The 14,461-nt window shown below is 36.5% G+C and carries 10 protein-coding genes; 5 read left to right on the forward strand and 5 right to left on the reverse strand.

Annotation, left to right across the window (positions count from 1 at the left end):
* Positions 1 to 678: 678 nt before the first annotated feature.
* The gene (metG, locus tag J3U16_RS01460; RefSeq protein WP_267342410.1) at positions 679 to 2,700 is read right to left on the reverse strand and encodes a methionine--tRNA ligase; all 2,022 of its coding nucleotides are present in this window, start codon (positions 2,698 to 2,700) and stop codon (positions 679 to 681) included.
* 244 nt (positions 2,701 to 2,944) lie between these two features.
* On the opposite strand from metG, the gene apbC reads away from it, so the two are divergent.
* Positions 2,945 to 4,012 carry an iron-sulfur cluster carrier protein ApbC gene (gene apbC / locus J3U16_RS01465; RefSeq protein ID WP_267342412.1) on the forward strand — a complete coding sequence of 356 codons (1,068 nt, stop codon included), beginning with the start codon at positions 2,945 to 2,947 and terminating at the stop codon, positions 4,010 to 4,012.
* A gap of 63 nt (positions 4,013 to 4,075) precedes the next feature.
* Here the strand turns inward: apbC and J3U16_RS01470 are convergent, their stop codons facing one another.
* Positions 4,076 to 4,429, reverse strand: a complete 354-nt coding sequence (locus J3U16_RS01470; protein ID WP_065734248.1) for a DMT family protein — start codon at positions 4,427 to 4,429, stop codon at positions 4,076 to 4,078.
* Between the two features lie 170 nt (positions 4,430 to 4,599).
* Here J3U16_RS01470 and J3U16_RS01475 point away from each other — a divergent pair, with 170 nt between their 5' ends.
* Positions 4,600 to 5,763 carry a sugar transporter gene (locus J3U16_RS01475; RefSeq protein WP_267336748.1) on the forward strand — a complete coding sequence of 388 codons (1,164 nt, stop codon included), beginning with the start codon at positions 4,600 to 4,602 and terminating at the stop codon, positions 5,761 to 5,763.
* 21 nt (positions 5,764 to 5,784) lie between these two features.
* Here J3U16_RS01475 and J3U16_RS01480 read toward each other — a convergent pair whose 3' ends face one another.
* Positions 5,785 to 7,683 (reverse strand): ABC transporter ATP-binding protein, encoded by a 1,899-nt coding sequence (locus tag J3U16_RS01480; RefSeq protein WP_267338229.1) that lies wholly within the window; start codon positions 7,681 to 7,683, stop codon positions 5,785 to 5,787.
* A gap of 183 nt (positions 7,684 to 7,866) precedes the next feature.
* On the opposite strand from J3U16_RS01480, the gene J3U16_RS01485 reads away from it, so the two are divergent.
* A complete protein-coding gene (locus J3U16_RS01485) occupies positions 7,867 to 10,023 on the forward strand; it encodes a hypothetical protein (protein WP_267342413.1) in 2,157 nt (718 codons plus the stop codon).
* 41 nt (positions 10,024 to 10,064) lie between these two features.
* On the opposite strand, the gene glyA is transcribed toward J3U16_RS01485, so the two are convergent.
* Positions 10,065 to 11,321, reverse strand: a complete 1,257-nt coding sequence (glyA, locus tag J3U16_RS01490) for a serine hydroxymethyltransferase (protein ID WP_065562266.1) — start codon at positions 11,319 to 11,321, stop codon at positions 10,065 to 10,067.
* A gap of 291 nt (positions 11,322 to 11,612) precedes the next feature.
* Here glyA and J3U16_RS01495 point away from each other — a divergent pair, with 291 nt between their 5' ends.
* Complete coding sequence (locus J3U16_RS01495) at positions 11,613 to 12,020, forward strand: DUF1218 domain-containing protein (RefSeq protein ID WP_065734244.1); 408 nt, start codon at positions 11,613 to 11,615, stop codon at positions 12,018 to 12,020.
* Positions 12,021 to 12,253: 233 nt separating this feature from the next.
* Positions 12,254 to 13,180, forward strand: a complete 927-nt coding sequence (locus tag J3U16_RS01500) for a TIGR01212 family radical SAM protein (protein WP_065562268.1) — start codon at positions 12,254 to 12,256, stop codon at positions 13,178 to 13,180.
* Positions 13,181 to 13,372: 192 nt separating this feature from the next.
* Here the strand turns inward: J3U16_RS01500 and J3U16_RS01505 are convergent, their stop codons facing one another.
* Positions 13,373 to 14,311 carry a DMT family transporter gene (locus J3U16_RS01505; protein ID WP_065562269.1) on the reverse strand — a complete coding sequence of 313 codons (939 nt, stop codon included), beginning with the start codon at positions 14,309 to 14,311 and terminating at the stop codon, positions 13,373 to 13,375.
* Positions 14,312 to 14,461 lie beyond the last annotated feature (150 nt).

A 14,461-nucleotide genomic window follows, 5' to 3' on the forward strand; every position in this document is an offset into this window, starting at 1 on the left:
TACTTTTATATCAAATTTTAGCCTTGTAGCTAAAACCGTGTAAAAAGTATAGTGATTGGAAAAACACGATGCAACACTTTTTTTCACTCATTTACGTTAACTTTTGTAAATAGGATCTAAAAAGGATCTAAATTATAATTGGTTATCTATTGTTTTAATTGAATATATTGCAATTACGAATCTTTAAAATTAGAGCAATTGATCCTCGGAAATTTTATTTTAGGGCTTCGGATTACAAATTTAGTTATTTTGACCATTTAAAAGTTTTTAAGTGAAATTTAAAACCTCAAAAACCCCACTCCTCAACTTTTTTGATGGAAAAATAGAACTACTAAAAAGTGCCACAGTTAGAGCGGAATTATTTATTTGAGATAATATTTCAAAGCAGAATTTAGACCCCAAAAACCCCGCTCCTCAACTTTTTTTGATGGAAAAACACAGCTACTAAAAAGCACCACAGTTAAAGCGGAATTATTTATTTGGGACAATATTTCAAAACAGAATTTAGAACCCCAAAAACCCCACTCCTCAACTTTTTTTTGATATAAAACACCACAAAAGCCTTTTAAGTTGAGAGTTGGGTTGTTTATGGCTAGGAGCCAATTTTATAATGCAAATATTATCCTAAATACATCTTAACAAGTATTTAACTTGTTAAGATGCCAATAATTTAGAGGATTACGAAATTCGCATACCCGGTTTTGCCCCGCTATCTGGTGATAATAGGTAAACACCTTCACTATCATCTTTACCGCTTGCACAAAGTACCATGCCTTCTGAGATACCAAAGCGCATTTTACGCGGCGCTAAGTTAGCGATCATTATGGTTAGTTTACCAACTAAAACCGCAGGATCAGGATAGAACTGTTTGATACCGGAAAATACGTTGCGAGTTTCATCACCAATATCCAGTGTTAACTGCAATAATTTATCCGACCCTTCAACCACCGTGGCATTTTTAATTAACGCAACACGCATATCAACTTTGGCAAAGTCATCAAAATTGATAGTATCAGCAATAGGTTCTGCCACTTTTTCTTTGGCAGGTGTTGCTAAAGCAGTTTTGGTTTCTTCAATCATAGCAGTAATTTTATCCATATCTATACGGTTAAACAGGGCTTTAAATTGGTTGATCGTGTGCCCAGTTAATGGTTTATCAATCGTGTCCCAGGTTAATTGGCTGTTTAAAAACGCCTCACTACGCTCCGCTAATGACGGCACGACTGGTTTTAAATAGGTCATTAAAATGCGGAATAGATGAATACCCATAGAACAAATATCTTGTAATGCTTGATCTTGTCCTTCTTGTTTAGCCACCACCCATGGCGCTTTTTCATCGATATAACGATTTGCTTCATCAGCCAATGCCATAATTTCACGAATCGCTTTACCGGATTCACGTTGTTCAAAATAATCAGCGATGACTTTTGATTTTTCAACAAATAAAGCATAAAGTTCCGGCTCTGCAAGATTGTCGGATAATTTTCCGCCAAAGCGTTTACTGATAAAGCCAGCCGAACGGGATGCAATATTCACCACTTTGTTAACTAAATCACTATTCACCCGTTGCACAAAATCTTCTAAATTTAAATCGATATCATCAATATGTGGCGAGAGTTTGGCTGCATAATAGTAACGCAAACAGTCGGGATCTAGATGTTTCAAATAGGTGCTTGCTTGGATAAAGGTGCCTCGTGATTTTGACATCTTCGCGCCGTCGACGGTGACATAGCCATGCACAAAAATATTGGAAGGTTTTCGATGTTCGCTACCGTCTAACATTGCCGGCCAAAACAGGCTATGGAAGTAGACAATATCTTTACCAATAAAATGATAAAGTTCAGTGGTTGAATCTTTATTCCAAAACTGATCAAAGATCGGTTTGTTGTGTTTATTACAGTAATTGAGGAATGACCCCATATAACCGATTGGCGCATCTAACCAAACATAAAAATATTTGCCCGGTGCATCGGGAATTTCAAAACCAAAATATGGCGCATCACGACTGATATCCCATGGTTGTAGGCCTGCTTCAAACCACTCTTGCATTTTGTTAGCCACTTGATCTTGCAATGTTCCTGATCGGATCCACGCTTGTAACATATCGGAAAACGCAGGCAAGTCAAAAAAGAAGTGCTCTGAATCTTTCATGATCGGCGTTGCACCCGATACCACTGATTGCGGATTAATTAAATCAATCGGATTATAAGTTGCCCCACAAACTTCACAGTTATCGCCATATTGGTCTGGTGATTTACAGCGAGGGCAAGTCCCTTTAACAAAACGATCCGGTAAAAACATCTTTTTTTCGGGATCGAATAGTTGTGATATTACTTTGGTTTTAATATAACCATTAGCCTTTAATCGTTTATAGATCTTTTCAGATATTTCCCGATTTTCAGGGCTATGGGTTGAGTGGTAATTATCGTAACTAATATTGAAACCGGCAAAATCACGTTGATGCTCAATTTTAACTTCATCGATCATCTGTTCTGGGGTGATGCCTAATTGCTGTGCTTTAAGCATAATCGGTGTTCCATGCGCATCATCCGCACAGATAAAATAGATCTCATTACCGCGCATACGTTGGTAGCGCACCCAGACATCAGCTTGAATATGTTCAAGCATGTGACCTAAGTGAATTGCACCATTAGCGTAAGGAAGCGCACAAGTTACCAATATTTTGCGTTGAGTTGTCATGTTGAATTATTACCTTTTATTACATAATGGCGGAAATAGTACATCAATCGTGGGATTATCGCCAGATTTATGCCATAATTTGATAAAAATTCTTTATATACTTTGAGCGATATTGTGCAGGGAATGGATATCATTCTATCAGAAAGAGTGATCACTCTTATCAAGTTAAAACAATATCGATAATCATATCTATTTGAAGCAATATGAGTATAAAACTTGTTGATAACAGTTAAGGCTAATAACCATGGAAGCAAAAAAAATTCTAGAGAATTTTACTCATCCCACTTTATCCAAAAATTTGATTGAGCTTGGCGCAATTACTCAATGTGAACAGGCTAACCAAGAACTGCTAATTAGCTTAGTGATGCCTTTTGCTTGGCAAACTGGCTTTGAAGACCTGAAAACAACCTTGACACCTCAGTTACTTAAGTTGGATGGGGTTGAAAAGGTTAATTGGAAGATTAACTATAATATTGCGACGTTAAAGCGGGCGAATAATAATCATCCTATCAATAATGTTAAAAATATTATTGCGGTAAGTTCGGGCAAAGGTGGAGTTGGTAAATCATCAACCGCGGTTAATTTAGCTTTAGCATTACAAAAGCAAGGGGCTAAAGTGGGGATTTTAGATGCGGATATTTATGGTCCTTCTATTCCTACCATGCTCGGCACCGAAAAAGAGCAACCAGTAACACCGGATAATAAACATATGTCACCAATTATGGCCTATGGTCTTGCGAGTAATTCTATTGGTTATTTGGTTGAGCCTGATAATGCTATGGTGTGGCGTGGACCAATGGCAAGTAAAGCATTGTGTCAGATTTTGGAAGATACGCTTTGGCCTGAACTGGATTATTTGATTATGGATATGCCACCTGGGACAGGAGATATTCAATTAACTCTAGCCCAAAATATTCCGGTTACTGCTGCTGTGATTGTGACGACGCCACAAGATATTGCTTTAATTGATGCCCAAAAAGGGATTGTGATGTTTAATAAGGTTAACATCCCTACCCTTGGTATTATCGAAAATATGAGTTATCACATCTGTGAAAATTGTGGGCATCACGAAGCGATTTTTGGTGAGGAGGGGGCTAAGCATTTGGCTGAAAAATATCATACGAAATTACTGGGTCAGATTCCTCTTCACCGTTTATTACGTCAAGATTTAGATTCCGGCAAGCCGACGGTTATTAGTCATCCTGATAGTGAGTTTACCCAGCTATATTGTCATATTGCCGCACAAGTTGCTAGTCAACTTTATTGGCAAGGTGAAACCATTTTACCGGATATTTCATTTAAGGCGTTATAGTCGAAATGATATTGGTTGTTAGGCGTTAACAACCAATATCATCATGCGTGCTGTAGATTGGTTTTATGCTAAAATTTTATCTTTAAACATAAAAAAAACTGCACCAAGTAGACATAGCCCCGCCCAGATGTAATCAGTTTTGAATGGTTCTTTTAATATGTAAATTGAAAACGGAATAAATACAGATAGGCTAATCACTTCTTGAATAATTTTCAATTGCCCCGCACTGGCGACTTGAAAGCCGATACGGTTTGCAGGTACTTGTAGCAAATACTCAAATAATGCTATCCCCCAACTAACCAATACAGCCACAATCCAAGCTTGATTATGCAAAAAGCGTAAATGCCCATACCAAGCAAAAGTCATAAAAATATTACTACAGGTTAATAGACAAACTGTGATAAGAATTTGATTCATGATAGTTAATCGAAGAATGATTTAGGTGGTAATATTATAATCCATTAAAGCAGTACTGTGGTTAAATGATTTAATTTGATCTTATTATTTATTTGCTTTCTCTGTTTAATCGTAAAACATATTCAGCTATAATTACACTATTAAATATCAATCCCTTCTTAAAACTAATCATGAGAAAAGTTAACCACCGGTCTCGAATCTGGTCATCGATCTTTTGCCTTGCTTTTGCTGCATTTATATTTAATACAACAGAATTTGTACCGGTTGGGTTGCTACCCAATATTGCCGAAAGTTTTTCGATGGATGTTGCTCATGCTGGGTTGTTATTAACGATTTATGCTTGGGCTGTATCGTTGTTGTCTTTGCCGTTAACGGTTTTAACGTCAAGGATGGATCGCCGAAAACTTTTGATTTTTCTGTTTTGTTTGTTTATTGGTAGTCATATCCTTGCTGGCTTTGCTTGGAGTTTTTACAGTTTAATGGTTGCGAGGATTGGTATTGCCTGCGCTCATGCTGTGTTTTGGGCTATTACTACGCCTTTAGCGGTTCGGTTAGCGCCAAATGGTAAAAAAGCTAAAGCCATGGGCTTTATTGTGGTTGGTACTTCAATGGCAACTGTTTTAGGTATTCCAATTGGAACCATGATTGGGCAACTGGTTGGCTGGCGTGTAACTTTTTTATGTATCGGTTTTATTGCTTTTTGTGTCATGTTATCGCTGCTCTACTTGTTACCTTCTGTACCAAGTTTGAACAAGATTTTAGTCAAAGATATTCCTAAAGTTCTTAAACGCCCTGTATTGCTAAATATTTATTTGTTAACGGCAATTATGATTACTGGTCATTTTACGGCTTATACTTATATTACGCCGTTTATGATTAATGTTGGCGGTTTTGATGAGCACGTGATAGTTAACTTGTTATTAGCCGTTGGTTTTTCAGGGATGATTGGTAGTGTTATTTTTGCTAGGTATGCTGATGCTCACCCTGTTGCGATATTTGTTGTTCCTGCACTACTATTAATAATCTGTCTATTATCGCTTTATGTTTGTTCGTTCAGCCTTATTACCGCAATATTACAAGGGATGGTCTGGGGGCTTTCGATTACCGTTATTAGTATGGTGATGCAAAGTAAAGTGATTGATGCAGCACCTGATGCTGCCGATATTGCAACTTCGGTTTATTCCGGTATTTATAATATCGGTATTGGTGGAGGCGCTTTTGTGGGTAGCCAAGTATTAGTTTATTTGTCTACCCATTACATTGGCTTTGTCGGTGCTATTTTTGTGATTTTGACACTTATACTTTTCTGCTTTATTTCAAGAAAGACTTGGTAAATTAGCGCTCATAGTGAGCGCTTATTGTGTTAATGCTTCTAATTGTTCCCAACGTTCGAACACGGCTTCAAGTTCCGCTTCTTTATCGGCTAAAGATTGTAATATTGGGCTGGTGACTTCATGTGGTTGATTGAAGAAGTCACTATGGCCAATTTGTGCTTGTAAATCAGCAATCGCTGTTTCAAGTTCTTCAATTTTATTGGGTAACTGTGCCAATTCTCGTTGTTCGTTATAGCTTAATTTTACCTTCTTTTTCTCCGTTTTTGCTGGGTCATTTTTAACCGATTCATGACTTTTGCTATTAGTAACTTGTGCACTCATTGATTGCGCTTGTTGTTGTAATGCGTCAGTGTAACCACCAGCATATATTCCAATTCGCCCTTGTTCTTCAAAAAACCAACATTGAGTCACCACGTTATCAACAAATTGTCTGTCGTGGCTAACAAGTAAAACCGTTCCTTGATAATCATTAACCAATTCTTCTAATAACTCTAACGTTTCAATATCAAGATCATTGGTTGGTTCGTCAAGTACTAATAAGTTACTTGGTTTCAAAAAGAGTTTTGCGAGTAATAGACGATTGCGCTCTCCACCAGATAGTGCTCGTACTGGGGTTCTAGCGCGTTTTGGCGGAAAGAGGAAATCTTGTAAATAGCCAAGCACATGTCTTAAACGACCATTTACCATCACTTCTTGCTTACCTTCTGCAAGGTTATCCATCACAGTTTTTTCGGGATCGAGTTCTAGTCGATACTGGTCAAAGTAAGCAACTTCGAGTTTGGTTCCACAGTGTACACTTCCTGATGTTGGTGCTAGGCTGCCTAACATTAGTTTTAATAATGTCGTTTTACCAATACCGTTCGGTCCAATTAAAGCGATCTTATCGCCTCGTAATACTTGCACGGAAAAGTCATTAACCAGTCGTTTATCTTCAATTTGATAAGTAACATTTTCCAGCTCGAATACAATTTTTCCTGAACGTAATGCTTCTTCAATTTGCATTTTAGCGCTACCCATAACTTGGCGACGCTGTGAGTATTCTTGCCTCATGGCTTTTAGTGCTCGAACGCGTCCTTCATTACGTGTTCGACGGGCCTTGATTCCTTGGCGGATCCAGACTTCTTCTTGTGCTAATTTTTTATCAAATTCCGCATTTTGTAGCTCTTCGACGCGTAATGCCTCTTCTTTACCAAGCAAATAACTATCATAATTGCCACCCCAAGAGGCGACTTTACCGCGATCCAAATCGATAATCCGAGTCGCCATCTGCCGAATAAAAGATCGGTCATGCGATATAAACACAATGCTACCATTAAAGCTTTTTAAGAACTCTTCGAGCCATTTAATGGTTTCGATATCTAAATGGTTGGTTGGCTCGTCTAGTAATAGAACTGAAGGTTGGCAAACGAGTGCTTTTGCCAACGCCGCTTTACGTAGCCAACCACCTGATAATGATGATAATAAGGCGTCGCCATCTAACGATAGTGAAGAAATAACATTACGAATACGATTATCCAGTTGCCAACCGTTTTGGTGATCAAGCTGTTCTTGCATTTTAGCTAACTTAGATAGATTACTTTCACTTGGATCCGTTTCAACCAAATGTGATAATGCATAATAATCTTTCAATAATTGAGCTTGCTCTTTTAATCCTTCAGCTACAAAGTCAAAAACATTACCTTGAATATCTCGAGGCGGATCTTGTTGTAATCGAGAGACAACAACGTTACTTTCATAAACGATCTGACCCTCATCCAATGGGATTTCTTTGTTAAGTACTTTTAGCAGTGTTGATTTACCTGCACCGTTACGACCAACAAGACAGACTCGTTCATTGATTTCAATCGACATATCAATATGGTCAAGTAGTGGTGCATCACTAAATGACAGATAAGCATTGGTAAGATTTATTAATGACATATTTTTTATTTGGATATTAAATAATAAGGCGTTATTCTATCATAAAGTTGCAATTGGCAATCAATTATCAAAGATATATTACAGCTCTTAAATATGAGCATTCCTTTTCTCTTCTAAAAATAAATACTGCTATACTTATTAATAAATTGAATAAATTAATAATATTTTAGTATGGAGGTGATTATGAGTCATACTTGGACATTTCAGCGTGTTGGTGGTTTAGATCAAGTCGTTTTAAAAAATGCCAATGACATTATCAATTTGCCCAATTTAGATCCAAAATTATGGGTTGCACTAAGTTGCCCGACTACCGGTTTAGATTTTGATCAAAGAACATTAGAGTTATTAGATTCTGATAAAGATGGACGCATCCGTATTCCTGATATTTTAGATGCGATTAGTTGGGTAAAAGATAAAATCGCCTCTTTCGATACTATTATTCAATCATCCGAAACTTTGTCGTTATCACAAATTGATGATTCAACCGAGCAAGGTAAAAAATTATTAGTTACAGCGCATAGTATTTTGGCCAATTTAAATAAAAGCCAAGCCGATTATTTGACTCAAGATGATGTCCAACAATCACTAAAAATTAATGCCAGCAAGCTCTACAATGGTGATTTGATTTTTCCACCTTCTGCTGAGTTATCGCCTGAAATGCAAAGCTTTATCCAAACAGCCATTAAGACTACTGGCGGGCAAAAAGATATGAGTGGGCAAGATGGTATAAATCTGGAAATAGCCCAAACTTTTGTTAAAAATCTAAAAAGTTGGCAAGCGTGGCAAACTAATATCAGCAATACCCAAACACCTTTTGGGGAAAATCGCTCAGAAATATGGAAATTAGTTCAAGAGCTCAAACCCAAAATTGATGATTATTTTCTTCGTGTTGAATTAGCTCAATATGCGCCTCAAGCACAAACGGCATTAAATGTTGATGAGAAATATATTGTCCCTTCTCAAAATGGATTACTTTCAGATGAAGCACTTTCTGAACTGCCTTTATCAAAGATTGATACTAATAATTCATTGGATCTCGTTAATGGGCTTAACCCACTTTGGAAAAGTAAAATCACTCGATTTAGGGCTTTAGTGGCTTCTCACTTATCCGATCCAAATCATTTAACACAACAAGAGTGGCAAAATATTCAAACTAGTCTTGATGCCTACGCGACATTAATTAGTTCTAAACCCGATATAGAGCAGTTAAGTGTTGCAACTAAACCAACGGCGAGTATTGAGGATATTCCTGCCGATCAGATCACTCATTTTATCAATGATAATTTATTAGATGAATTTGAGAAAATGGTCGAACAAGATAATAAAACGCCTATTTCAGCTTCGGATGTTTTTGTGTTAGAAAAGTTAGTACTTTTTCAAAAACATCTTTATCGTTTATTGATTAACTTTGCTTCATTTGCCGAGTTCTTCTCACTTGACCATTATGCCGCTTTTCAATTAGGCAAGCTTTATATTGATGGTCGCTGTGCTACGCTTTGTGTTGCCGTTGAAAACATCGCTAAACATTCAACAATGGCAAATTATTCAGAGCTATGCTTGCTGTATTGTGAATGTACAAGGCTAGGTCAAAAACAGACGATTGTCGCTGCTATAACCGCCGGACAAGGTGATTTATTAATGGAAGGCCGTAATGGGGTGTTTATTGATAATGCTGGTAATGATTGGGATGCTAATGTGGTCAAAATGATTAGTAAGCCAATTAGTATTCAACAAGCAATTTGGGCACCTTATCAACGTATTGGTCGATTAATCACGGAACAGATCAATAAATGGGCAAGCAATAAAGACGCAGATATTGAAAAGACCAGTACCCAAGCTGTGCAAAGTCCAGAAAATAAATTTGATATTGGTAAGAGTGTTGGCATATTTGCTGCGATTGGCTTAGCAATAGGCGCGATTGGTACTGCACTAGCTACCATTTTTCAGGCTATTTTTTCTCTTTCCTGGTGGCAATTTCCATTGGTGATTTTAGGTTTATTCTTAATTATATCTGGGCCATCAGTCATTTTAGCTTGGTTAAAATTAAGAAGAAGAACATTAGGTCCATTGCTCGAAGCTTCAGGTTGGGCAATCAATGGGCAAGTAAAAATCAATTTACTTCTTGGTGGGCTACTGACCAGTAAGGCCGAATTACCAGCCAATGCTAAACGAAACTTAAGTGATCCTTTAAGAAAACGTAATAAAAAAGCACGGATAATATTTTGGTCAGCTATCTTAGTTGGTGTATTACTTGTTGGCAGTGCAGTATGGTTTAAAGATGATATTGCCAATTATGTTAAGCAGCAACAACAAATGACTCAAAAAACAACTCAAAACTAATATTTTATAATAATTTCGCCGACATAACGTCGGCGAGAATATTAATGTTGATAAACAGGTAATCGATGACAAATTGCCAAAACTTTTTGTTTAACTGCTTGAATCGCTTGTTCATCATCAATGTTATCTAATACATCACAAATCCAGTTGGCTAATTCACGAGATTCTTCTTCTTTAAAACCTCGACGAGTTATGGCTGGTGTACCAATTCGAACGCCAGATGTCACAAATGGACTTTGTGGATCATTAGGTACGCTATTTTTATTGACGGTGATATTAGCACTACCTAAAGCGGCATCAGCCTCTTTACCGGTTATCTTTTTATCAACCAAATCAATTAAGAATAAGTGATTTTTTGTTTCGCCAGACACGACTTTGTAGCCACGTTTGATAATTACATCAACCATCGCCTGAGCATTTTTAACAACTTGTTTTTGATATTCTTGATATGCTGGTTCCATCGCCTCTTTTAATGCAACTGCTTTGGCAGCAATGACATGCATTAATGGACCACCCTGTGCGCCTGGGAATACAGCTGAGTTTAATTTTTTATAAAGTTCTTCACTGCCACCTTTGGCCAAAATAAGTCCACCACGAGGTCCGCCAAGCGTTTTGTGCGTTGTGGTTGTCACTACATGCGCAAATGGGACAGGATTTGGATAAACCCCTGCTGCGACTAAGCCGGCCACGTGTGCCATATCCACAAATAAGAAAGCGCCTACACTATCAGCAATCTCACGCATACGCTTCCAATCAACCACGCCTGAGTAAGCTGAAAAACCACCGATGATCATTTTCGGTTTTGACTCTAAGGCCGTTTTCGCTAATTGGTCATAATCAATATGCCCAGTTTCGTCAACGCCATAAGCAACCACATTATAGAGTTTACCGGAAAAACTAACTGGTGAACCATGAGTTAAATGACCACCTTGCGACAAATTCATACCTAACACAGTATCGCCCGGTTTTAACAATGCCATATAAACGGCAAAATTCGCTTGTGATCCTGAATGTGGTTGTACATTGGCATAATCTGCACCAAATAACGCTTTGGCTCGTTCAATCGCTAATTGCTCAACAATATCAACATATTCACAACCGCCATAATAACGCTTACCTGGATAGCCTTCAGCATATTTGTTAGTTAATTGAGTACCCTGTGCCTGCATCACTCTTGGACTGGTATAGTTTTCGGAGGCAATTAATTCGAGATGATCTTCTTGACGTTGCTCTTCACCCTTAATGGCGTCCCATAATTCCTTATCATAATCGGCAATAGTCATTTCTTTACTAAACATATTGACTCCTTGTTTTTGGATTACATTGACTTTTTGACTTAATTATTGTTTTCAAGTATGGAAAACAGCATAACGAATATCCTTACTTAATCAGCCAACGATTTCAATCCTTTTTTTGAATTATAAAAAATATTTATAGTAAAGCAGAAGATCGCAATTATTGTTTTTTAGCCAGTTAATAAAAAATCAAACAACTTGTAAAAGTATCAGGACTAGACAAAAAAACGCTTTTTTTTTAATTAAATTTTTTGAATAATATTGGAAATTTGTCTTACCGAGTCTATTAACGCTATGAAAACGATTTGCCGCATAATAAGTTTTATTATTTGTATTTTATTCAGTCAGATAGCTACTGCCTCTTTCCAAAATCTCTGTTTGCTAACCGGGACATTATTAGAAGATCCACAACACGGTATTTTTTCTATTGGCGAAGGCGAACAGGAACATGAAAAAAGTGTATTTGATATCAAGGTGTTAATTACCAAATCGGAAAAGAGGGGGCGCGCAGATCATGGTTGTTTTTTACCCAATGATAAACCTTACGAGTTAGAAGTAGGATTAGAAAAAGCCTTTCAATTACGCAATTATAAAAAAGGTGATCAGGTCGAATTAATACAATATGAAAGAGATATCCAAGATTGGAAAGATGATAGTAAGGTAGAAACTGAAACATCTTATTTTCTAGGTACAGAAAAATAAAAAGATTAGATTACTCGTATAATTTTCTCAGTATTAAGCTTTGAAAATATTGCGATTCTAAAAATCATCAATAAAACTTATTACGGCATAATATGTTACACCATAGTGTTCGTTTCAAAACATCTTAAAGAAAAGCCGACTAAAGTTACGTCAATTGTATATAAAAATTTATCATCGGTTGAATTTAACTCATTCGCTTCGTAAAATAGGCAAAATTTTATTTTTGGCTGATTATGCAACTTCATTTAGTGGTCAATACGTTTGGTGCTGACCTGCAACGCCGTTATGGCGAAAAAATCTATAAACTCACCTTACATGGCGGTTTTAGCTGTCCTAATCGGGACGGAACTATCGGTGTAGGCGGTTGCACCTTTTGTAATGTCGCATCGATTATCGATGAGTCGATTCAAGTCAAAACCATTTCACAGCAACTTGCCCAACAGGCGCATCAGATGAAAAAATCTAAGCGCTATCTTGCTTATTTTCAGGCTTATACCAGTACTTATGCCGAAGTCGAAATACTCAAAAATATGTATGAAGAAGCACTTAATAATGCCGATATTGTTGGACTTTGTGTTGGTACTCGCCCTGATTGTGTGCCGGATGAAGCGCTCGATTTACTTGCCAGTTATCATGCTAAAGGCTTTGAAGTTTGGCTGGAGCTTGGCTTACAAACCGCTCATGATAAAACCTTACACAGTATTAATCGTGGACATACGTTCGATGTTTATCATCAAACCGTTCAAAAGGCGCGTAGACTTGGTATAAAAGTTTGTACTCACTTAATTATTGGTCTACCTAAAGAAACTAAGCAAGATAATTTAATTACGCTAGATTGTGTTTTAAATAGCGGTGTTGATGGTTTAAAACTACATCCACTACATATTGTAGAAGGTAGTATTATGGCTAAAGCATGGCGTGCAGGTCGGCTTGATGTATTGTCCTTAGAGCAGTATGTCGATATTGCTGGTGATATTATTCGGCAAACCCCTGCCAATATTTTATACCACCGTATCTCCGCCAATGCCCGCAAACCCACCCTACTTGCCCCTGATTGGTGCGAAAACCATTGGCAATCGATGAATGCGGTTGATAATAATTTACGCCAATTTGGTGCGCAAGGTAGTGCAATTAATGACACTTATCGCTTTGAGTTATAATATTGCTATAGCTTAACTTTGCTATCAATCATTTAGTTGCAACTTGCTATAATTTTAATTATCTAAAAAGTGTAGATAAAACAGGATTCAATCATAGTAGATAAGGATTGACTTTGATAAGTGTTAAAACCATTCAAAGTCAATCGATGTCTGAATCAAAAAATCAAGTTAACCTTTTGTTGAAGTAACGATTTATTGATTGTCTCTATTTTTGTCGCTCTTTATCCACTTTTTAAAAACATTGACAGGTAATTTTGTTATAGCAAACCCACACAACATAATGATTGTACAAATGATGAAGTTAGTTGAAATGATTTTATGCTCATAAATCGATGAAATAAAAATAGCAACGACCGGGAAAATAATAAAAATAAATGACAATACTACCGGGCTCATTCGTTTTAATAAAAAGAAATAAGCAATAAAGCCAAATACGGATGCAAAAATACCGAGATAAATTAATGCTAACCAGCTATTTAACGAGATAGTTTGAAAATTATTTTCTTCAAAAGTAAAACTTAACAAACAAAGTGCGATACCCGCAACGCCTATCGGTAGGGTATTGAAGGTAAATACATTTATACCTTCGCCAGCTTTTTTGGAGTAAACATATAAAAAACCATGCATCAATGCCGCTAACAGTATTGATATTACGCCCCAAAAATCGCTATAGGAAAGAATAAAACCTTCAGAGATTAAAATGTACATCAAACATAAAAATCCCACTGTAATACCTATTACCTGATTTATATATATTTTATCTTTTAAGATTATCTTAGCGAAAATAATTGAAAAAATCGGCATAGTGCTAAATAACAATGAGGTTAAACCTGACGATACATATTGTTCACCAAAACTAATTAAATAATAAGGAATGGTAAAATAAAATAACGTTAATAGTAGAAAAAAATGGAATGATTTTCGAGGAAACAGTATTGGTGATTTAGCAATAATTGTAATTAATACTAAAAAAGGAAATGCGATAACAAAGCGCAGACCTGCGGCTAACAAAGGGTTAACAGTTTCAACGGCAATTTTTATTCCAATCCATGTCGTTCCCCATGTGAAGCACACAACGAGAAAGAGAAATAAAATAACATATTTGTTATTAAAAAAAATGTCCTTATTCATACTAATCTTCTCTTATCCATTAATAAAAACTAAGTTTGCTAATATAATATAAAATATAGGTTTTTGTAAGCTTATAAAAAATATTGTTAGATTCTCTTCAGAAAAATAGTTTTAGCTATGAATTTACTTTGATATAAAGTGCTTTGAACA

The sequence above is a fragment of the Gilliamella sp. B3023 genome (genome assembly GCF_026536845.1).
In the GTDB taxonomy this organism is placed as follows: domain Bacteria; phylum Pseudomonadota; class Gammaproteobacteria; order Enterobacterales; family Orbaceae; genus Gilliamella; species Gilliamella apicola_E.